9 protein-coding genes and 1 pseudogene are annotated in these 21,610 nt (G+C 69.2%); 3 read left to right on the top strand and 7 right to left on the bottom strand.

Going from position 1 to position 21,610, the window contains the following annotated elements; translation table 11 throughout:
* Positions 1–67 precede the first annotated feature (67 nt).
* Positions 68–1,378, top strand: a complete 1,311-nt coding sequence (locus D3105_RS22390) for a class I SAM-dependent RNA methyltransferase (RefSeq protein WP_118904857.1) — start codon at positions 68–70, stop codon at positions 1,376–1,378.
* Between the two features lie 540 nt (positions 1,379–1,918).
* On the opposite strand, the gene D3105_RS22385 is transcribed toward D3105_RS22390, so the two are convergent.
* A complete protein-coding gene (locus D3105_RS22385; protein WP_118904856.1) occupies positions 1,919–4,174 on the bottom strand; it encodes a UvrD-helicase domain-containing protein in 2,256 nt (751 codons plus the stop codon).
* On the bottom strand, positions 4,171–10,995 hold the full coding sequence (locus D3105_RS22380; protein ID WP_118904855.1) for a DEAD/DEAH box helicase: 6,825 nt from the start codon (positions 10,993–10,995) through the stop codon (positions 4,171–4,173). Before D3105_RS22380 ends, D3105_RS22385 begins: the two co-directional genes overlap by 4 nt.
* Positions 10,996–11,222: 227 nt before the next feature.
* On the opposite strand from D3105_RS22380, the gene D3105_RS22375 reads away from it, so the two are divergent.
* Complete coding sequence (locus D3105_RS22375; protein ID WP_118904854.1) at positions 11,223–14,522, top strand: AAA domain-containing protein; 3,300 nt, start codon at positions 11,223–11,225, stop codon at positions 14,520–14,522.
* 1 nt (position 14,523) lies between these two features.
* On the opposite strand, the gene D3105_RS22370 is transcribed toward D3105_RS22375, so the two are convergent.
* Genes D3105_RS22370 through D3105_RS22360 form a run of 3 tightly spaced genes read right to left on the bottom strand, consistent with a single transcriptional unit; the run spans position 14,524 to position 17,957 of the window.
* A complete protein-coding gene (locus D3105_RS22370) occupies positions 14,524–15,456 on the bottom strand; it encodes a hypothetical protein (RefSeq protein WP_118904853.1) in 933 nt (310 codons plus the stop codon).
* Between the two features lie 42 nt (positions 15,457–15,498).
* A complete protein-coding gene (locus D3105_RS22365; protein ID WP_240646990.1) occupies positions 15,499–16,635 on the bottom strand; it encodes an AAA family ATPase in 1,137 nt (378 codons plus the stop codon).
* Positions 16,636–16,643: 8 nt separating this feature from the next.
* Positions 16,644–17,957 carry a DUF262 domain-containing protein gene (locus D3105_RS22360; RefSeq protein ID WP_118904851.1) on the bottom strand — a complete coding sequence of 438 codons (1,314 nt, stop codon included), beginning with the start codon at positions 17,955–17,957 and terminating at the stop codon, positions 16,644–16,646.
* Between the two features lie 182 nt (positions 17,958–18,139).
* Here D3105_RS22360 and D3105_RS22355 point away from each other — a divergent pair, with 182 nt between their 5' ends.
* The gene (locus D3105_RS22355; RefSeq protein ID WP_240646989.1) at positions 18,140–19,645 is read left to right on the top strand and encodes an NnrS multi-domain protein; all 1,506 of its coding nucleotides are present in this window, start codon (positions 18,140–18,142) and stop codon (positions 19,643–19,645) included.
* Positions 19,646–19,650: 5 nt separating this feature from the next.
* On the opposite strand, the gene D3105_RS22350 is transcribed toward D3105_RS22355, so the two are convergent.
* Positions 19,651–21,114: a hypothetical protein gene (locus tag D3105_RS22350; RefSeq protein WP_118904850.1), complete on the bottom strand. Its 1,464-nt coding sequence runs from the start codon at positions 21,112–21,114 to the stop codon at positions 19,651–19,653.
* An 18-nt stretch (positions 21,115–21,132) separates the two neighbouring features.
* Positions 21,133–21,471: pseudogene (locus D3105_RS22345) on the bottom strand (ATP-binding protein); the annotation flags it as partial.
* Between the last annotated feature and the right edge of the window lie 139 nt (positions 21,472–21,610).

The raw sequence follows: 21,610 nt of genomic DNA, 5'->3' as shown, positions 1-21,610 counted from the left end.
GACTGGTGGGCTGTTGTCCGGCAGCATGCACGACCGCTTACCCCCTTCCTCCCTGGAGCCTCCCCTCATGCAGAACGAACCCACGTCGTCGCTGGTCGGGGAGGAGTACGAGGTCGAGGTCGGGCCCGTCGCACACGGCGGCCACTGCATCGCCCGTACCGCTGAGAACCAGGTCCTCTTCGTGCGCCACACGCTCCCCGGCGAGAAGATCATCGCCAAGGTGACGGACGGCGACACGGACTCGCGTTTCCTGCGGGCCGACGCGGTACGCATCCTTGAGCCGAGCAAGGACCGTGTCGAGGCGCCCTGCCCGTACGCGGGCCCCGGTATGTGCGGCGGCTGCGACTGGCAGCACGCGAAGCCGGGCGCGCAGCGCAGGCTCAAGGGCGAGGTGATCGCCGAGCAGCTCCAGCGCCTGGCGGGCCTGACCCCCGAGGAGGCCGGCTGGGACGGCACGGTGATGCCGGCCGAGGGCGACAAGCTCCCGGCTGGCGAGGTGCCGGCCTGGCGGACCCGCGTCCAGTACGCCATCGACGCCGACGGCCGGGCGGGCCTGCGCAAGCACCGCTCGCACGACGTCCAGCCGATCGACCGCTGCCTGATCGCCGCGCCGGGCGTCTCGGAGCTCGGCGTGGAGCTCGGCGTGGTCGAGGCCATCACCGCCACCGGCTCGAACGACCGCCAGGTCATCCTCACCCCGAAGCCCGGCGGCCGGCTCCCCCTGGTCGAGCTGGACAAGCCGGTCTCCGTGCTCCGCGTCGACGAGAAGGACGGCGGCGTCCACCGCGTCCACGGACGAGCCTTCGTCCGCGAACGCGCCGACGACCGCACGTACCGCGTCGGCTCCGGCGGCTTCTGGCAGGTCCACCCGCAGGCGGCCAACACCCTGGTCCGCGCGGTCATGCAGGGCCTGTTGCCTCGCAAGAACGACACGGCCCTCGACCTCTACTGCGGCGTCGGCCTCTTCGCCGGCGCCATCGGCCAGCGCCTCGGCGAGAAGGGCGCGGTCCTCGGCATCGAGTCCGGAAAGCGCGCGGTCGAGGACGCCCGCCACAACCTGAAGGACCTGGACCGGGTCCGCATCGAACACGGCAAGGTCGACCAGGTCCTGCCCCGCACGGGCATCACGGAGTGCGACCTGATCGTCCTGGACCCGCCGCGCGCGGGCGCGGGCAAGCAGGTGGTGAAGCACCTGTCCGGCCTGGGCGCCCGCAAGATCGCCTACGTCGCGTGCGACCCGGCGGCCCTGGCCCGGGACCTGGCGTACTTCCGGGAGGGCGGGTACCGGGTGCGGACGCTGCGGGCGTTCGATCTGTTTCCGATGACGCACCATGTGGAGTGCGTGGCGATTCTGGAGCCTGCTACAAAGGGTGCCTGACCTGCCGCTTCGTGGTTCGGGTGGGTTGTTCGACCTGTTTCCCCCCGGTACACGACGTGGAGTGCCTGCCATTCCGGGCAGACTGCTCTGACCTGCGGTTTCACCCACGACCACAAGGGATGAGCCGACTGCGTGACTTTCCCCGGGACCATCCGACCGCGGGGAGCCGCCAGCGATCACGATGCGCTGCGTCCGAGAAATAGACGACCGCGACGGCGAGAGCTGTTGTGGTGTCAGAGGTGACTGGCGCACGGTGACTTCGGCGCAGCTGCCTCTGGGTGTCACCGACGAGGTCGAACCTTCAGTCCCTGCTGTCTGCAGGAGGTGAAGCCGCATCGGATTGAAGGGACGGCCTAATCGCGCAAGCGTCTCAGGAGTGACCGAGGGATCGCACTTTGCGGAGCTGTTCTCGTCGTCCCGTCCATGTTGAATACGCGTCACCTGCGCCATCAGTGCTCCGGAGCGTTGGGGTCGCCAAACGGGGCGGCTGAGTCCCCCGAGGATCTCCTGCTCCAGGGGGGGCTCAGCCGTCCGGTGTGTTCATGAAGCGGGCAAACGCATGAGGGGTTCGAGGAACGGGCTCGGACGGCCGTGCCAGAAGATGGCGAGGCTGTCCCGTGAACGGGTGGCCGCGACGAAGAGCAGCGAGCGGGCCCGCTGGAACTCACGCCGGTAGCGGACGGCATCGTCGCTCCGCAGGCGGGCGACCGCTTCCCGGGGTACGAGTCCGTCCCGAACGCCTGCGATGACCATGCGCTGGTACTCAAGTCCTTTGAAGCGGAACATGGTGCCGATGTGGACGCCTTCGTCTCCACGGGGGCCTTCGGGGCCGATCTCGACGGCCTTGATCCCCTTGTGGGCGAGCAGGGTGTAAGCAAGCTCGCTTGCCATGGCGTTGGTCGGAACGCAGACGGCGATCTGCCCGGGGGGTGTCGGCAGGGCGATCCAGTCGGCGAGGAGTGCGGCGATCGACTCCTGCTCGGACTCCCAGTTCTCGCAACCGTGCAACTGCGGAAGGCTTCCGGTCAGGACGGACCTGTACCCGGCCAGGTCTTCGGTGCTGCCGTCCAAGTCGTCGAAGCTCTCACCGCTGAGCACCCCGAGAGCGGAGCCGAGGATCTGCCGCGTCGTTCGGTAGCTCAACGTCAGCTTGGCCGAGCGGCCGCGGATATGGACCCCGAGGCTGCCCAGGGTGACCTGGTTGCCGTAGATACGCTGGTGCGTGTCGCCCACGAGGAAGATGTCGTTGGCGGCACGCGGCACCATCGCCCGCAGCAGCTTCCAGTGCGCGGCCCGCAGGTCCTGTGCCTCGTCGACGACGATGTGCTGAAAGCGGTGGTGCAGCCAGCCCGCGGAGCCGGCCTGAAGATGGATGTTGTCGAGACCACCCGCCTCCTCCCGCTGACGTTCGACGGCCTGGATCCGCCGCTCGCGGTCCATCTCCAGCCGCGCCGCGCGCTCCGCGACCTGTTCCCAGGTCTGCCGCCCGAGGCGGTCGAGCCGCTGGGTGAAACGCTCCGCGAGCTGCCAGATCTCGGCGCGCTCAGCCCGTGCGATGTTCTTGCCCCGGCCGGCTCGCCGCGCACGGAAGTATTCGGTGCGGGAGACGACGGCCTGGCCAAGGATGACCTGCGACCACTCGTCGTGCAGGAACTGGGCGTCCCACCCGGTTTCGCCCAGCTCGTCGAGCATGGCACGCCACTCTCGGAGAGCCTGGCTCTCGTCGAGCGTCTGCTTGGCGCTTCCGGGCTCGGCTTCGCGTACGACGCGCAGCGCGAGCTGATCGACGTGGCTGATCTCCACCCGCGCCAGCAGCTCCTCGCCGCCCAGCTGGAGCAGTCGTGACCTGAGGTCGGCGGCAAGATTCTTGTTGTACGTGGTGAGGAGGACGGGCTTGTTGCGTCCGGGAGGGAGCTGGTCCACCAGGTGCTTGACCCGGTGCAGGGCCACGATGGTCTTGCCCGTGCCCGGCCCGCCACCCACCCGGGCGGGGCCCGAGTACTCGCGGTCGACGAGCCGGGACTGGGTTGGGTGGAGGAATACCTTCCACCGGCCGAAGTCGCCGCCTTCCAGGGCTTCGCGCAGCGCCTCGTCGGTCGTCGTGACCATGGTGGCCGGCCGCTCGGCGGCGGTCCGGAAGTCGTCGGTGTCGACGGGGTCCGGTGCGGAGACGGGGCTGGTGATCTGCTCCAGCACCGCGTCGTACGACGCGCCGTCGTGAAGTGCGAGCAGGACTTCGGAAGTGAGCTGCGGGGCGTACTCCGCCAGGCCGAGGAGCTGATCCTCTGTGGTCAGGGTCCGGACGACCGGTACGAGCGGTCCCGCGACGCCGAGGTCGGTGAGCTGCTCATCGGAGAACGCGGCGAACAGCGGGACGGGAGCGGGTGCTGGCGCAGGCTCGATGGGGGCGGTGGCGGGCCCGCGAGTCGCCGCTCGGCGAAGGACGCTCTCCTCGACGATCTCGAGGTCGACGTACTCGATGCCGCCGGTGATCCGGTTGATTCCGTACGAGAGCCGGTCGAGCTTCTCGTACACGTCTTTGCGGTGTTTGACGGAGACGATGAGCCAGTCGGTCTCCGCCAGACGCAGCAGCAGGGCCCGGTACTCGTCGTTCACACGGGCCGACCAGAGCCGGTCGTGACCCTCCAGTTGCTTCAACCGCAGACCCCGGAGCTGCGGATTCTCCTTGAACTTGTGCTGGAAGTCGTAGATCGCGCCCTTGACCGCACGAGGCAGCCTCAGGATCTCCTTGTCCGCTTTGTCGAGCAGACGCAGGGTCACGCCCGTGGTCGTCATCGCTGCTGGTCTCCGTCGTTCGTGTCCGTGTCTTCGCCTTCTGCCGCGGCAAGGAGGTCCTTGATGTCCCGGGGCGTGCAGGAGACGGCTGTGCTGATCCACCAGCCTGCCGCGGCGAAGGCCTTGTCCCGGTCCTCCGCGTCGTGATCGCGCTCCCCGTCGGCCGGCCGGTGGGCCGTCACCACGGCGATCCGGGCGGAGGGCCAAGCGAGTTCGGCCATCCAGCCGTGCTCGTCCAGCTCGTAGCCGGCTTCCGGCGGCACCACGTCCAGAGCGCGCAGCCCCTGGCTGAGGGGGAGCAGGCCGGGTTCATCGGGGTCGAGGAACTCCAGTACCCGTTCCCAGCCCCGGTCATGAGCCGCGTCGGAGGGCTGGGCCGGCCGAGAGGAGGGGACGACCGGGGCTGGCGCTTCCCCAAGGTCTCCGGTGGGGCTCGCCGTGACGGCGGCCGGCTGCTCGGCCCGCTGGGATTCGAGCCAGCCCGAGCCTCCGGCGACGGCGAGGCCGTCGACGGTGAATCCGTCCAGCAGACTGGTCGTCAACTGGACACTGTCACCGCCTCCGTACTCCAGGAACTGCAGCACATTGCTCCAGTAGAGCCAGCCCTGCCAGCGCCGCTTGTGTCCGGCCTCGTCCGAGACAGCCCGGTCGCTGTCGTCGAGCAGGGTCAGCCCGGTCCACATCGGCGGCCGGTGGCGCCCGTCCGCGGCGGCGGTGACCACACATCCTGCGGCGTCGACCGCGGTCAGCAGCTGCACCGGTCCCTTGGGCCCTCGCGGGGCGCCGCCCCGCAGCGCGGCGAGGAGCTGTTCGCCGACGGCTTGAGGGTGCAGTGCGGCGATCCGGGCCCCGGCACCCAGCAGCCCCGCGACGGCGGCCTCGGCGCGCTGCTGCCACAAGGAAGCGTCCGGGGCGCGCAGATGAGCGATCATAAGGTCCGCCGGATTCACCCAGAGGTTCGCGGACAGCTCGCCCGGCAGGCCGCCGTGCACGCCAGCGTAGTAGTCACGGGCACGCTTCTGGCCCTGCTCGCCGTACGGCACCCAGATCGGGTTCTCCGGCCCGGTGCTCGCGTACCCCGTGTCACGGACCCGGGTCCGCCAGTCCTTCACGTCGTAGTAGGTGAGTTGGAAGACCCGTATTCCGTCGGCGCGCAGCCTGGTGCGCTTGACGGCGTCGTCGGCCAGCCTGTCCTTGTGTTTCGGCCCGGCGTGGAACTCGTATCCGTCGAGGTAGAGCGCGATCCGCGGACCGGGTGCATCGGTACGTTCGAAGAGGACGTCGGGGCGGGTGCCGTCGAGGGCCCGCTGCTGGGAGACCCGCCAGCTCACGGTGGCCCCGTCCACGCCGGTCAGCCGCAGGTCCAGTGAGTACGTCCCGGCCGTGGTCGTGTAGGCGTCCGCGCTGGCCTTGGCCGAGGGCTGCTTCGCCCATTCGCCCAAGGTCTCCAGGAACATGACCTCAAGATCGCTCTCGGCCTGCCGCTCCAGAGGGATCTGGTGGGTGGCCGCGACCGGTGAGGTGGCCCAGTCGCCGCCGTCGGCTCCCAGCAGCTCGTCGAACATCTGCCGGACCTCGTTGCGGCTGACCTTGTCGTAGTCGCCGGCCGGCACGCGGCGCAGCAGACAGCGGTGGCAGCCGTCGAGGCCCTTCGCGATGCACGGGCAACTGTCGATCACCTCGCGGGCCCTCAGCAGCACCTCGCGGAAGCCCTCGGAGGTGGCCAGCCGGTGCAGATAGCCGGTGCCGCCCGGCAGACGGTCGTAGACGACGAGGAAACGGCGAGGCCATTCCGGGTCGTTGCCGTCGGGCATGGACGCGGCGGTGATGTCGATGTGGTCCGGGTCGCCGCCGTAGCGTGCGGCGATGCCCACGAACAGTGCGGCGGTGAAGGACGCGAGGCGTTCCTTGACGCGGGCGACGGACGCGGGAAGGAGGATACGGACGGCCTCGGTGGTCAGCTCGTGGGCCAGGAGCAGGGGGACGTCCTCTCCCTTCCCCTGGCCTTCCGGGGTGTTCGTACGGAGCTTGCGGCGCGGGCACCACAGCTGGTGGTGGGCGCTGGCCCTGGTGGCCGCGGCAAGGGATTCGGTGAGCGCGTCCTGATGGTGGTCCACGACCGGACGCCCCTCGGAGGTGGCGCCGCCGCAGCTCGTGCAGACGTAGAACGGGTTGATCCGTACGTCGGCCCCGGCGAGGGGCACGGTGCTGCTGCCGTCCTGGCGGTCGAGGCCCAGGTTGAGCGTGCGCACCACGGCCTGGCGGGTGAAGTCGACGCCGAAGACGGCGGTGTCGTGGCGCCAGGAGCCCGTGGCCAGGTGCACGGGGTCGACGTCCACGGTGGTCAGGACGGCGTACCTCTTGCTGTCACGCTCGTCCTTGTCGTCGCGGACCCGGGCGTCGTCCCGCTTGTCGCGTGACATGACTCGCTTCGGTTCGAGAACGCGCTGAACACAGCCGGCGTCGGCGATCTCCCGGCCGCCGCACCGGGGGCAGGGCGAGGCATCGGCCTGGGCGTTCTCCGTACGGACGTAGCCGCAGGCGGGGCACATGCGCCACACCGACCAGGCACGGCGCTCCGGACTGCCGATGTCCAGGGCCCGGACGACGTGCCTGTAGCCGTTGACGTAGAAGCTGTTTCCGGGCGCCAGTTCGGACAGCGCGGACCGGCGGGAGCGCTCGTAGTCCCGGACCTCGCTGTGGTAGGTCTTCTTGGCCCCTTCGGTCTCGGGCTGCTCGGTCCAGGAGAGGGTGGCCTCCAGCTGCGTGGTGGTGTCCGAGAGGGTGTAGTTGGGCAGGAGACCGAGCTCGACGAGAGCCCCGTGGGCACTGGTCTGGTTCAGGTCGCGCAGCAGGTTGCCCGTCGCGTAGCGCTCGGCGCGCAACTCGCGCCATTCGCGTTCCTGCTCGGGATCGCTGCGCACGAGCTGGTCCATCGCCGTGTCGATGGCGTGGAGTCGGCGCCGGAGTTCCTCACCGCGGCCGGTCCATTCCTCCTCGGCTTCCTGGAGCGCGCGCACGATACCACCGCACGCGTACGTACGGAGTTCGTCGGCGGCCTGGCCGGAGACTCCGGTGTCCGGCCGGCCCGGGAGTGAGGGGAAGAGGGCCAGGAACGATTCGACGAGCACGGCGCCATGGGCGAGGGCCGCGTCCGCGAGATCCTGGCACCAGGCCGTGCTGCCGAACAGCGCCGACACCAGGCGCGGCGCGGGTTGCAGTGGCTCACCGTCGCTCGTCGTGAGCCGGCCCCGTGCCGCGAGGTCCAGAAGGTGTGCCGTGTACTGGCGGCGCAGGATCTCCACCGCGGAGAGGTAGCAGCCGGGCGGCACGATGTCCCCGGCGATCATCTCCTGCGGCTCGTCGAGGTAGTACAGATCGCGGGCCCGGCGACCGCCGAAGGCCACCACCAGGGCGTTGCCCGTCCTGCGGCCCGCACGGCCCGCTCGCTGCACGTAGTTGGCAGGGCCCTTCGGAAGCGATCCCAGCAGGACCGCGGACAGGTCTCCGATGTCGATGCCGAGTTCCAGGGTCGGAGTGCACGACAGCACGTTCGGGTCGGTGTAGTGGGTGCCGTCGCGGAAGGCCCGCTCCACGCGCTCCCGCTGCGGCCGGGTGAGCATGCCGGTGTGCTCGGCAGTGACCACCCGGAAGGTGCCACCCGTCCGGTAGAGGTGCCGGTAGTAGTCGTCGCGGTAGTCGCGCGGCCGGGGGCCGCCGAAGCTGGTGGAACCGGAGGACAGCACCGTGGCCTGGCCCGGTTGCGGCGCGGTGATCTGTCCCCGGCACCGGTACCGGGGACAGGGATGGCCGTACCAGCGGGTCCGCCGGGAGGGATGGACCACCTGCTGCCATCCGCACGCCTCACAGGTGACGAAGGCCTTGTTGACGATGTCGTCCTCAAGGAGCCGCACCTCCACATGGCCGGGCTGCAGACCGTAGACCTTCGTCGCCCGGTCCTGTGCCGTCCGCACCGCGAGGAGACCCTCGTCGACGAGGACCGGCAGCAGCCTGCGGAGATACTCCGCAGCCCCGGGGGCGTCGAGGCCCAGGCACCGGCGCGCCCAGTCCTGGTACCAGCCGGTGCGGGCTGTCGTCGAGTCGAAGTCGGACCGGCCCTTGTCACCGTCGAGCAGGAAGCGCGGCGCGGCCACACTGTCTGGGAACGCCGGCATGCCGTCGGGTCGGCCGCCCCAGATCTTGAACCGGGTCACCCCGGCGTCCTTCATCCACGGCTCCAGCCACCGGTGCCGGACGCCGCCGCGCAGCCGGACCCGCTCCAGCAGCCCGCGGACGAACGCCAGATAGCGCTCGGCCGTCGGCAGGCCGGTGCCGAGGAGCTGACCCGGCAGGGCCATGTGCAGGTCGCGGGCGAGCATGGTGATCCGGTGCTGGTCCTCGATGACGACCTCGGCGGCCGCCGTCCGGGTCAGCTCCAGGGTGCGGCCCTGCCGGGAACGGAGCCCGAACTCCATGACTGTGGCGAAGGCGAGCCGCTCTCCGATGAGCTTCCAGGTCCGCAGATCGCCCGTGCCCCGCCCGGAGAGCAGCCGGTCCACGCCCGGTTCATCGTACAGATCGGGCGGGACGACGGCAGCAAGGGCCTGCGGATCGTCGACGGAGTCGAGTACGTTCCCGATCAGGTCGTTGAGAGCCGACGGCTTGCCTGATTCGTCGAGGTTGCGCGCGAGGAGTGAGCGCAGCGAGAACGTGAACGACCGGTTCGCCACGTAGCCCGCACGGTGGGCGGCGTCCTGGGTCGAGTCGTTGAACAGGAGGGTCTTGCGCTCCTCCGCTTCGAGCGCGACCTCCTGACCGGTGAACAGCTGGGTCACCGTCGCTGCCGCCAGGGCGGCCGGCCGAGTGCCGAGGAAGCGCATCGCGTTGTCGGTGTCGCAGGCAGGACAGCGCTGATCGACGGCAGCTCGGTCGGCGGTCTTCTTCTCGGTGATCGCCTGGACGAAGCAGGCGTCCTGAAGGCTCCCCTCGTCCTGGGCGACCGGTAGCCGGTAGGTCCCTTGAGCACCGTCCAGGATCAGCGCCGGTGGCTGTCCGCCTCCCGTTGCAGGGCGGGACTGGCTGACCGCCGCGAGCGTGTCCTCCTGCTCCGCGGCCGTGGCGGCGATGAAATAGCGGACCCGTCGCTTCTCCCGTCCCACGCTGGCGCGCCAGATCTTGTCGTGGGCCATCACGAGCTGCTGGGGATCGGCCTCCGGGGAGATGGCCGCCCAGCCGGAGCGGCCGCAATTACGGCAGTACACGGCGGGCAGCCTTATGCTCGCTTGCCGTACGGCCGTGTCCGCGCCGATCGACGACTGCGCGCGATGGGATCGCGTCACGTGCCCGATCTGGCCGGCTTCGGGATCCTCGTCGCCCTCAGGGGGCGTCGGGGGAAGGGCGGAGCGCCGAGCGCGATCGTCCTCGTACCAGTGGAACTCGGGCTTTCCCGGGCCGACTCCGCGCACGATCCGGCCGACCGGCCGGACCCACAGATGGGTCTCCACGTGCAGCAGGGGGCGCGGGCGGCGCTCGTCCGAATCCGGATCACGGGCGGCTGACAGCAGGGCGACGAAGCGTGCGAGCGCGGCGAGGGCGAGGCGGGGGTTCTCGCGGGCGGTCCGGCCCCAGGTGTACCCGAACCGGCCGAGGCGGTCACGGAGTTCCCATTCGCTCAGCGGGTCCCCGTCGAGAAGGGACAGTACCCCCTGAGTGAAGTCGTGCTGCTTGAGCAGCCGCCCGATCTCGAAAGCGGACAGGCCCTGCTGTCCGAGCATCCGAGCCGCCAGGGCATTGAGATCGAGCAAGTCCGGACGCGACACCACATCGGGACCGCCCGAGCAGGCGATGACCTCCTCGGGCGAAGGCGGTTCGGGCAGAGCGTAGTTCACCGGTCCGGTGAACTGCTCGGGCGTCATCCGCTCCTCGCCCACCAGGGCGTCCGCGGAGAACGGCATCCCGAAGACCTGAGCGGCCACCTCCAGGATGGAGCCGGGGCCGGTCTCGGGCCCGCCCTCACCGAGGGTCGCCGAGGTCGCCACCGGGCAGATCGAACCGAGGGGACGCCCGGGCTCGCTCCGGCCCGTGGTCATCGCCAGGCGGCGCAGCAGCATGGCGACGTCCGTGCCCTGCGCCCCGTCGTAGGTGTGGAACTCGTCCAGCACCACGTACTGGATATCGGAGTCCTGCCACAGTGCGCGGTCCTCGGTCCGCTGGAGCAGCAGATCGAGCATCTTGTAGTTCGTGATGAGCAGGTCGGGCGGCGACTGCCGCATTTCCTCACGCCGCGTCATCACCCGGCGGAAGTCGGTGTCGGGCCGGTCGCCGATGTAGAGCCCCGCGGTCACCTGGGCCAGGTCCGGCTGCGCGAGGTACTCACCGATGCGGCCGGCCTGATCGGTGGCGAGCGCGTTCATCGGATAGAGCAGCACGGCCTTGACCCCGCGGCGGCCGAGGGCCTTCTCGCGGCGGCAGTGGTCGAGGACGGGAACGAGGAACGACTCGGTCTTCCCGGAACCCGTCCCTGTCGTGACCAGCGTCGGCAGGGCGGGCCCGTGGAGCGTGCTCAGCCGCTCGTACGCTTTCGCCTGATGCCGGTACGGGGTGAACCCCGGGTTCCACTCCAGGTGCTTCTCCCAGCCGGCGACGGCCTTGTGGAAGGGGGTCCTGATCCGCAGATAGGGGCCACGGAACATCCCGGTCTCGGGATGCTCGAGGAACCGCTCCAGTGCCCGACGGGTGTCCTCGTCGGTGAGCGCGTACGTCGTCGTGAGGTATTGGGTGAGACTGCCCCGCAACTGCGCGGCGGCCAGCGTGGGCCTCACGACGTTCTCCTTCGCTTCGTGCCAGGGCGGTGAGCTGCGTCAACGGTATAGGTCGCCTCGGACAGACGGTTCCGCAGTCCGGTGGACGAAGACCGAGACATGGCCGAATAGGAACCGATCCGAGTCTCGAATCTTTCCATTCCGCTGTGGAGGCAACGGCTTTCACGTAATGGGCGGTCCTGGGCCCTCCGCAAGATCTACCATTCCCGAGCCGATAAGGGGGAGTTTTGGGCTGGCGCGAGGAGATCGCCACGGCGGTCGACGAATGGATCGCCGTGGAAGGGGGAGCAGGTCAGCGCCCGCGGTGGCGAAGGATCGGCCGCGCGGCCCGGGCCGGTGAACCGGGCCGCTATGCGGTGGATCTGCGCGGCACCGAACTCAACCCCGACCAGCTCGAAAGCCTGCGCCTCGCCGGGCCCGAGGAATCGGGTGTGGAAGCCGGCTTCGCCGTCACCGAAACCATGCAGAGCGGTTCGGCGCTGACCGTCAGAGTCGCCGAGTTCGCGGACCCGGTCGACCCCTTCCTCTGGGTTCTGCAACAGCCCCCCACCTTCCTGCTGGAAACCCTGAGAGACGGCATCGCCGGGTTGGGGGAAACGCCGCTCGGCAGCCTGCTCGCTTCCGGCAGCCCCCGCGGAGAGCCTGCCCGGACCGAGGTGCCGGCCGGCCTCTTCCCCGAGCAGCAGGAGGCGTACCGGGCATGCCTGGGAACCGGCGTACGCCTCGTGTGGGGGCCACCCGGCACAGGGAAGACGATGGTGCTCACCCTGGCCATCGGCGATCTGATCGCCGCAGGCAAGAGGGTCCTGCTCGTCTCCGCGACCAACATCGCCGTGGACAACGCCCTGAAGGGGGTCCTGAGGGGACACCGCCACAACAGCGGAGACATCGTCCGCGTGGGGCCGCCCCAGCTGAAGGAGATCGCCGACGACCCGCACGTGTCCCTGCCTCTCATGGTCCGGGCCCGACTGGGCGACGTCGAGGGCCGGCGAGCCCAGGTGTCGGCGGACTTGCTGGGGATTCGCAGCCGCGCGGAGGATCTGGCGGAGCTGGAAGCGGGCCTAGTACGGTTCGATGCGGAGGCTTACGTACAGGCCAGGGGCTTGGTGACCGAGCCGTTCGGCGATACGGCGTCGCGCGATGTGCGAGTGTCGGAACTGAAGAAGGCCGCCCGGGAGGTCGGCGAGAGCCTGGCAGCGGCAGAGCAGGACCTGAACGGGGCGCTGAAGGACCGGGACGACGCCGAGGACTCCCGCCACCTCTGGAAGCAGGTCGACGCCCTCCTCGACGAGGCCGACAGAGTGGAACACGCTGCCACGGCAGCCGAGTCCGCAGCTCTTCAGAGCCGGGAGCGGCTGCGCGAGACGCAGCGCGCCCTGCGCGAGGTCGAGAACCGGACAGGGCTCGCCAAGCTGCGTTCACGAGCTGAGCGAACCGACGCCCAGGCCGCGTGCGGTGAGGCGGGAGACCAGTTCCGAGAGGCACACGGCCATGCCCTCAAGGCCCGCGACATCGCGGACCGCCGCCGGGCCCAGATCGCGGTCCAGGCTGAGGAGATGACGCGGGCGATCCCCTTCTCCGACACCGAGATCGACCGACGTGACAAGGCGGCGCGCGCCGCCGCCGCCCGCCACCGCACCCTGACCCGTTCGCTGGGCGAACTTCGCACGGCTCTCGCCACGGCCGAGGACGAAGCCGGGCGTGCGCACCTCGCCGAGACGCTTATCGCCGCCGCCGAGGAACAGGGCTGGCCGGCCCGGCATGGGAAGGCCGAGGCTCTGCGTCCCGTCGTCGCCTCCGAAGCGGCTCGGAAGGGCCCGCTGGAGGAGCGGTACAAGCAGATCCAGGAGGAGTACGAGCGCCTCGCCCGCGACGCACAGGGCGAGATCATCAAGAACGCCCGTCTCGTCGCCACGACCCTGGCCCGCTTCCGCACCAACCGGCATGTCTTCTCCGGTCACTACGACGTGGTTCTCATCGACGAGGTCGGCGCCGCCTCCCTGCCCGAGGTCCTGCTCGCCGTCTCCCACGCCCAGCAGGCGGCCGTGCTTCTTGGGGACTTCATGCAACTGGGCCCCGTCGTCCCCCGAGCGCTGAAGGACAAGAGGCGCCCTGACATCCAGCGCTGGCTGGTTCCGGACGTGTTCCAGCACTGCGGAATCACCGATCCGGCGGCAGCGCGGACACACCCCGCCTGTACGACCCTGGTGACCCAGAACCGGTTCGGCCGTGCCGTGATGGGCCTCGTGAACGGCCTGGCCTACGGCGGTGTACTCCAGGCCGGCCCCGTCGTACCGAGTTCCAGGAGCCCCGAGGACCCGGAGATCGTCCTCATCGACACCGACGGGCTCCACGAACTCGCCCATGTCCATCTCACGGGCCCGAGCAAGGGCTGGTGGCCCGCGGGCCCACTCATCTCCCGGGCCCTGATCGATCTGCACGGCGGGGACGGCGAGACCACGGGCGTCGTGACCCCGTACGGAGACCAGGCCGAGGCCACGCTGGAGGCGCTTCGCGACATCGAGCGGGATGGTGGTCCGAGCGCCGAGGTCGGCACCGCGCACCGTTTCCAGGGCCGGGAGTTCCCCATCGTCGTCTTCGACACCGTGGAGGGCGAACTCAGCCGACCGCTGTGGATGGCGAAGGCATCGCGCGCACCGGAGGCGAGCGACTGGATGCGTAGCGGGATCAGGCTGTTCAACGTGGCCATGACCCGTGTACAGACGCGTGTGTACGTGATCGCGAGCGCCACACGCATCCGGGAGGTGGCACGGAAGGCGCCGGACTCCCCGTTCGGGCACTTGGACGCCCTCATCGGCTCGTCAGGAGTGCGGGTACTCCCCGCCAAGTCCCTGATCACGCCGCCCGAACTGAACGTTCCACGCGGGGAGTTCGGCGACCGTCTGGCGGAAGTCCTCTCACGGCACGTGGAGGTCAGTGACGTCGACGACGAGACGACGTTCTACGCGTCCTTCGTCGCCGCCATCCGAAGCGCGCGGACCTCCCTGTGGCTGTGGGCACCCTGGGTGGCCAGGCGCGTCCGGATGATCCTCCCGGAGCTGCGCGCGGCGGTCGACCGGGGTGTACGGGTGACCGTTTTCATCCGCGACCCCAGTGATCAGCTCCAGAAGAAGCCGGCGAACCTGTCTCTCGTCCAGGACCTGCGTGCGGTCGTCCATACGGTCGTCCCGATGCACGTCATGCATCAGAAGATCGTGGTCGTGGACGAGAGGACCGTGATGCTCGGCAGCCTCAACGCCCTGTCGCAGAGCTGGACCCGCGAGGTGATGGTTACGATGCGCGGCGCCTACTTCGCCCGCAAGATCCTTACTCACGAGCATGCCGAGATCTTCGCCCGCCCGCCGAAGTGCCCCCAGTGCGGGCAGGACGACATCGAGATCAGGCGCGGTGCGAAGGAGAACTGGTACTGGCGCTGCTACAACAGCCGGTGCCCGACGGGTGGCGGCAACAAGGCATGGAAGAAGGACATCGAGCTCTGGCGCCGCCCGGGCAGCGCAAAGCGGTAGCTCACCGCGAGCTGCGAGGGACACCCTCCTCCAGGCGCTTCCGGCCGATGTAGCCGATACGTACGCGGCCCTCCTCGGTGACCACCCGCAGGTGGATGCGGCCGGGCCTCGGTCGGAACCGGGTGTGGAGGCTGAACAGCCGCTTCTCCCCGTCCGTGTCGGTGAAGTTGCACAGCCCGAGTCTGATCCGGGTGTCGCTCTCGGGGACCACCTTGATGGGCCAGACAGGTTCCGAGTCGCCGGGCTTCCAGGCCTCGGCCGCCGCGTTGAGCGAGAGAAGCGCCGCCCGGACCGAGGAGACGGAGATACCTGGCAGGTTGGTCAGATTGTCCTCCACCCCAGGGGCGAACTGGAGCGAGGCGAAGAGACTCTCGCGTTGCTCCCACAGCTGCGTGCCGGAGGTGACGGCGTTCGCGGCGCTCTCGCGTATCCAGTCGGCGTGTTCCGCGACGTGCTCGGGTGTCGAGGCGTGCCGGACCTCCGCGCTGCCTTCCTGGACCTCGTCCTCGTCGACGAGGACGTACTCGACGCTCAGCCAGGAGGCGTCCCAGGGCGGGGCGGTGGGGAGGCTGACGGCCAGCGTGTCCATGAGATGGGCGGCGGCGAGCCCGAGAACCCGGTCGCCGTCGTGACGGTACTCGACCTCCTGATCCTCGGGAGGGGCCGGCAGCACCGAGGAGTTCGGGGCCTTGCGGTTGAGCAGCCGCATGAACCGCCAGTGGTCCCGGTTCCGGCTCTCGTTCCGCCACTGGGCGAGGTAGTAGCCGGGAGCGATCTCCAAGTCCTCCAGCCGGACCTCGCTGACGAGACTCGCTCCGTTGTCCACCCGCCTGACTGCCTGGCAGACCTTCACGAATTCCCGCATGGCCTGCCCGGCCTCGTCCTGCGAGCAGTCGGAGACGCAAGATTTCTCGTTGAAGAACATGAGCACCATGAAGCGCCCCCCTTGTGGCTTCCGGAACTGACAGGCGGGCGGTCAGCCCAACAGCTGGTCGAGCGTGTTCTCCGACTCGTCGAAGAAGCCCTCCGGCCATTCGGAGAGCGATCCGTCCTCGGCGACCGTCGGAGTGATGATCTCCACCCCGGCCCCGTTGCCGCGGAAGAAGTGCACCGCGGTGTCCGAGGCCGCGAGCCGCCCCTGCTTGACGGCCAGCCGGGTTCCGTCGAGGACGTGGTCGCTGTGGGTCTCGACGACGAGCTGCGCACCGGCTGACGCTGCGGCGGCGATGAGCGACGCCATCCGGGACTGGCCGCGCGGGTGGAGATGAGCCTCGGGGTTTTCCAGCAGGATGAGGCTGCCGGGCCCGGCGGTGAGACAGGCCACGACGATGGGGAGGGCGTACGTGAGACCGAAGCCGACGTTCGTCGGGCGCCGGAGCCGGGTGGAGTCGAGGCCGGCGGTGCCGCCGAACCCGAAGCTGAGACGTACCGAGTCGATCCCGGGAATCTCCGAGGCTTCGAGCCTGACACCCGGGCACAACTCCTGCATCCACGCGACGACCTGGTCGAGCAGTGTGTGCCCGTCGGCCGCCGAGTGTCGGAGCGGGTGGCCGTCCGGCACGACGTCCTGTGCATGGTGCCGGAGGAAGTTCACGGCGTGCTCACCGCGCGCGCCGAGAAAGCCGCGGCCGATCGCCTGGTGGTGAGACCGTGGATAGGTGGTGGCCGGCGTGATCCGGTCGGCCTTGAGGTACTGGAAGCGCCGGGAGAACAGAGGCACGTCTCCCCAGTCCGCCGGGCGGATGGAGCTTTCGAGCGGCAGCACGTCCTGCTCCGGCGCATACCGGACGGACCAGGCGTACGACTCCCTTTCGGCGAATTCGAAAGCGACAGAGATCAGCGGGTCCGTGCCGGGCCGCTCTGTCGTGAAGTCCTCGTGCAGGAGGTCCTGGCCCGTGCCCAGCTCCACGAGGTCGCCGTCGAGGAGGAAACCGCCACGGCTGTTGGCGTTCCCGTCGGTGGACATGAGGATGCCCGAGTCGTAGGACTGGCGAAGCAGCGCCAGGGACTGCAGGACCGTGCTCTTGCCCGAGGAGTTGAGGCCGGTGAGGAGCGTGACCGGGGCGAGCCGGATGTCGGCGGACCGGAACGCCTTGAAGTTGGTCAGTGACAACTGTCTGATCACTGGCTGCTGCCCCCGTTGTTCTCCAGGACGGTGCGGAAAAGTTCGCGCACCTTGGCGAAGCGGTCGACCACCTTGACCCGGTCGCCGGTTCCCACGGACACGGCCCGCTCGAATGCCCGGTCGGTCATGAGGTCCTGGAAACCCTCGACCACCTGTTCGCGGGACGCTACCAGCGCAGATCGTTCACGGTCCGAGAGAGCGGCCAGATTCACGGAAACTGTCTCGAAGATGGCCTTGTTGACAGGGGAGCGTCGAGTCTGACCAGGGAACTGCTTGCGGAAGGCATGACCTTCGAAGATCTTTTCAGCCGTGATCATGGCCCGCCGGAAGTCGTGGGCGTGCCCCTCCCGCTCGTCCTCGGTGAGCCGGTTGACCTGGCGCATGGTGAGAGCGAGGAACTGGTCGAAGTCCTGACTTCTGAACAGGTTGGGGTCGGTGAGCCGGAAGGCGAGATAGCGCAGCACCATCTCGCGGTCCGCCATCCGCTCGCTGTAGACGCCGTAGCTGGTGGCCGAGGCGAACTCCTGTGATTCGGCGAGCGAGGACAGGAGCGTGCGGGCCGGGCCCGGAACGAGGGCGTGCCGGATCTCCTGGCGGGTCAGCGGGAGGCCGCCGGTGTTGATACGCGCGAAGATGTTGAACTTCACCTCTTCCGGGGTTCCGGGACGGATGAGGTGAACGACGACCTGGCTCTCGTTGAGACGGATCTGCATGCGCCCCGACAGATTGTCGTACCCCTTGCCCTCGAAGTCCTTCTTGAGGTACTCCAGGCCGCGCAGCTTGAGCGGCCCGGACTTCACTCCCGCCTCCGCCAGTGCTTCGGGTGCGATGAACCGTGCGATGGCGGTGAGGCGCTGGATGCCGTCGACGATGGCCCACGAGCTGTCCTGGGCCCATGAGCTGTCGGTGAGTTCGGAGGCGTAGAAGGAGGGGATGGGGATGCGCAGGAGCAGGGACTCGATCAGCCGGCTCTGCTGCTCGTCCGACCAGATGCCCGCCTTGCGCTGGAAGTCCGGGGCGAGGTCGATCATCCCGTTGACCAGCCGGGAGATCAGCAGGTTGATCGTCGGGTTGAGGGTCTGGATCTCGATCTTGGACGGGTCGTACGGTGCCGTGATCGGCTCGTCCGCAGTGTCCGGCTCCTCGTCGGGCTGCTCCAACTCGACGTCGGTGCTCCGGCCGCCGGCCCCGATCTCCACCAGGAAGCCCCCGCTGTCCTCGGCGGACGCCTCGTCCAGGTAGCGGCCGTACAGGGACAGCTGGTCCTTCGGCTGGGGTGCGCGGTTGCTGCCGCTGTCCTCCGGTGACATGTCTTCGCGTCCGTTCCCTCGTAGGAGTGGCTTCCTTCCACCGTGACCGTCACATCGTAGGTCGCTGTACCTTCGGATCCCGGTGAGAGGGGGATCTGGTGCTGGGGAAACGCTACGACCAGCGTGTGGTGGTACTCGTCGAGGTACGGGGGGACCAACGCGACTGGGACGAGGCGGAGCGGGTGTTCGACCAGCGGGGCTGGCCGGTTGTGACTGCGTTCGCCCGTGGCGAGGGCCCGTCGCGGGGCGTGCTGCGCGAGGCCGCGTCGGCACGCTTGTACTCCGTCGAGGTGCGCTTCTTCGGAGCCCGCAACCGGCGTACCGAGCTGGCGGCCGGCTGGCGGGTGGAGCAGCTGGCACGGGCGGTCGGGCTGGAGATGTACGCCCGGCGCTGCGAACTGGTTGACCGGGACCGGGAGCAGCTGACCGGCTGGCGGGTGCATACGGTTGATCACAGACCACCCCGCGCACCCGCCCCGGGGCCCTTGACGCGCATGGAGAGACTACGCCGAGCGGTCGTGGTGTCACGCGCGCGCATTTCGGAAGGGTGCGGCTACAACGACACCGGAATGGTGGTCACGGGTACGGCATCAGAAGCCCGTCGGCTCTCCCGAATGAACCTGCCCGGAGGGTCCGCTCCCGGGGCTGCCGTCGACGTACGGCCGTTCCACGGCCGGGAGCGAAGCCACATCGTTCCGCGCCGAGAGGAGGACGGGTGGCAACGTGCGTTCCGCATAGTGGCCTGGCTGCTCGCGATGGTCTTCTGCGCGGCGGTCGCCCGGCAGCACAGCGGTGTGCGGACATGGCTGTGGGCCGGCATCGCGGTGCTGTGCTTCGTCGGGGGAGCCCGGGTTGCCTATGGCCTGTTCGCTGTCGGCGGCCGCGTGGGGAGTGTCCTCGTGTGCGGTGTGGTGGCGGCCTTACTCCTCGCCGTCTTCGTCGGCGCGGGGGACGGCAGAGCCTGGACGCCGGCGCAGATGCTGTCGGCCTTCGCCGTGACGGCGACGGTGGGAGGTATCTGGCTGCTCGTCCGCCAGTGGACGTGGGGCGAATGGCTCGCCTGGGCGGCGCCGCTCGCCTTCACGGCTGTCGTGTCCTTTGTGGTGCCCTCCGGATCGGTGCTGCACGCGTTGTACGCGGACAGTCTCGGCGTGACACCCGAAGACCTCGACGTTCCCGGGATCTGGCAGGCTACGTCGGCGGTGAGGCTGTTGAGCCTGCTCAGCTACGCCCTGTTCGTCCCGGCTCTCTGGGGCATCGCGAAGCACGTGCACGCGCCGTTCGTCAGTCCCGTCGAGCGGCTGGGGGTTCCGTTGTACGTGTGCACCCAGTTGACCGTGGTGGTGGTGTGTGGGCTGGGGGCGCTGGACTCGGCTAGGGAGGCGGTGGAGGACTTCCGTACGGCCGCGGTGCGGAAGACGGCGCCTCCTTCGTACTTCGGGGTGGAGCCGGAGTGGATGTGCGTCGAGCCGACGGTTCCCGCGGCGAAACTCGGAAGCCGGGGTGGCGTTCTGAAACCCGAGCATCCGTACCTGTCGTTCGGGGAGGCCGGAGGAACGGTGTCGCTCTGGGACGAGCCGGCCGGCACGGCGATACAGATGCCCGCCGAACAGGTACGCCTCGTTCCTGCGGCCGACGGCCGGGTCCGGTGCACCTTCTCGTACCAGCGCCTACCGAAGGACGGCTGATTCCGTCAGTCCGCGAAGTCCTGGCCGAGATCCAGGAACAACTGGTCCTCGGGCACAGGCTTCCGAGGCTTCACCCGGGCCGGGGCCGGCTTCTTGGACTGTCGCTTGCCGGCCTTACGGGAGTGGGCACGCCGATGTCGCTCCCGCACCGTCTCCCCGGGGTGGCGGCCATCCCCGAGTTCCGCCGCGATGGTGACGGAGTATCCCTCCAAGGCACGCTCCGACCCCAGGGCGAGCAGTTCCTCCCGGGACGTGCCCACGGTCCCGGCCAGACCATGCTTGACGAGCTCGACGAACTGGCTGTTGATCAAGTGCCGGTCGGCGTAGGAGTAGCCGAGGCGTCTGCCGCCGTTCGGTCCCAGGGTGCAGTCGTCCTGGAGGAGCAGGCGTACGTAGGACAACGGGAGGTACATGCCCGCTGCGGGACCACCGGGGTCGGCTTGGCTGTCCTCCGGCCAGTAGGCGAGCTTGAGGAAACAGGGATCGCTGCCCAGCCGCCAGTCGTGAGGAGCGTGGGGCTGCCGACTGGCCTGCGCCACGGCCTCCAGCCGGTCGAGTTGGTCGCGCAGGCGGTCGTCCACGTACACCCAGCGCTCGGCGGAGGGGAGGCGTTTGTACTGGACCATCACAAAGCTTCCGGTGGCCTCGTGGTAGTAGATCAGGTCGCTGCCCAGCCGTCCCTCGACGGGAGTGGCGTTGACGTTGGCGACTTCGATGTACCGCCCTTCGTGTTCGAAGACGTGGATGTCGCAGCGGAAGTCCGGGCCGTCCCAGGGCCGCAGGAGCCTCGGGCCGGGCATGGAATGGGCGGCATCGTGCTCGATCAGACTCTGTTCGGTGGGTTGGGGGATCAGTCCGGAGAGATAGGTGTCGTGGGGGCTCGGGGGCCGGAGCCATGAGCTGAGAGGGGCGAGAGGAAACTCGCCGATGGTGAGCGCAAGGCGTGCGGAGTCGTATTGCTCCTGCCAGGAGCGGTCCTCGACGCGGGAACTGTCGAAGGGGGCCTGATTCGCGACGCTGGTCAGATGGTCGAGAAGCTCGGCGAACCGCGGTCCGAGACCGCGCAGTGCTGCGACGAGGCGCTGAGCGAGCTCGTCGGGGAGTACGGCGACCTCGCTGGAGAGCATGGGGGTGAGTTCAGCGGTGTCCTCCTGGGACAGCGAAGCTGTCACTGTGTCCAGCTCCACCGGCGCGGGACTGCGCCACAGCGGTTCCACCCTGATCAGCGCGTCTCGGGTGGCGACCTTTCTGCCCTTGGGGTGTTTCACCACGCCCAGCCAGCGCAGCTGGTAGGCGGCGCCTGCTCTGCCTGAAACGGGACGGGTGCGCGCGAACACGAGTGTGACCTGGGGAGACAGGTCTCGTGGCCGCATGGACGAACCCATGGTCTTGCCCATGAACTGGTCCAGCTGCAACTGCCAGTCGATGTCGTCGAGTTCTTCTGCGGAGAGCGAGATTGCGTAGACCACGGACGGCAGCGTAGAGGATCACCGGTCTGGGGGAGTGCTGATCTCGGCCCAGACGGTCTTGCCGGGGGCGGCGACGCGGGGTGTGGTGCCCCAGTGAGTGGCGAGGGCTGCCACGAGGAGCAGGCCACGGCCGGCCTCGGCGTCCGGCGCGGGGGAGGCGAGGGTGGGCATCCGCTCGGTGCGGGTGTCGGTGACCTCGACACGAATGATTGTGGAGCCGGCGTGTGCGTCTGCGTCGATGGTCAGACGGAGGTGGAAGTCCCGGCCGGGGACGTGGCCGTGGCGCACGGCGTTCGCGGCGAGCTCGGCGGCGATGAGGGTGACGGTGTCGTTGGTGGTCGTGTTGTACGGGTGACCCCACTCGTGGAGCCGGTGCGAGACGAGGCGCCGAGCGAGCCGGGCGCCGCGTGGGGTGGAGGTGAAACATGTCGAACTCCTGTCCGGAGGCGTGGAGTTCGCGGGTGGGCTGGGTGGGGTGAGTTGTAGATTTCATGCC

It is taken from the genome of Streptomyces globisporus, from assembly GCF_003501885.1.
Classification (GTDB): Bacteria; Actinomycetota; Actinomycetes; order Streptomycetales; family Streptomycetaceae; genus Streptomyces; species Streptomyces globisporus_D.
This window is presented reverse-complemented; position numbering and strand designations above follow the sequence as displayed.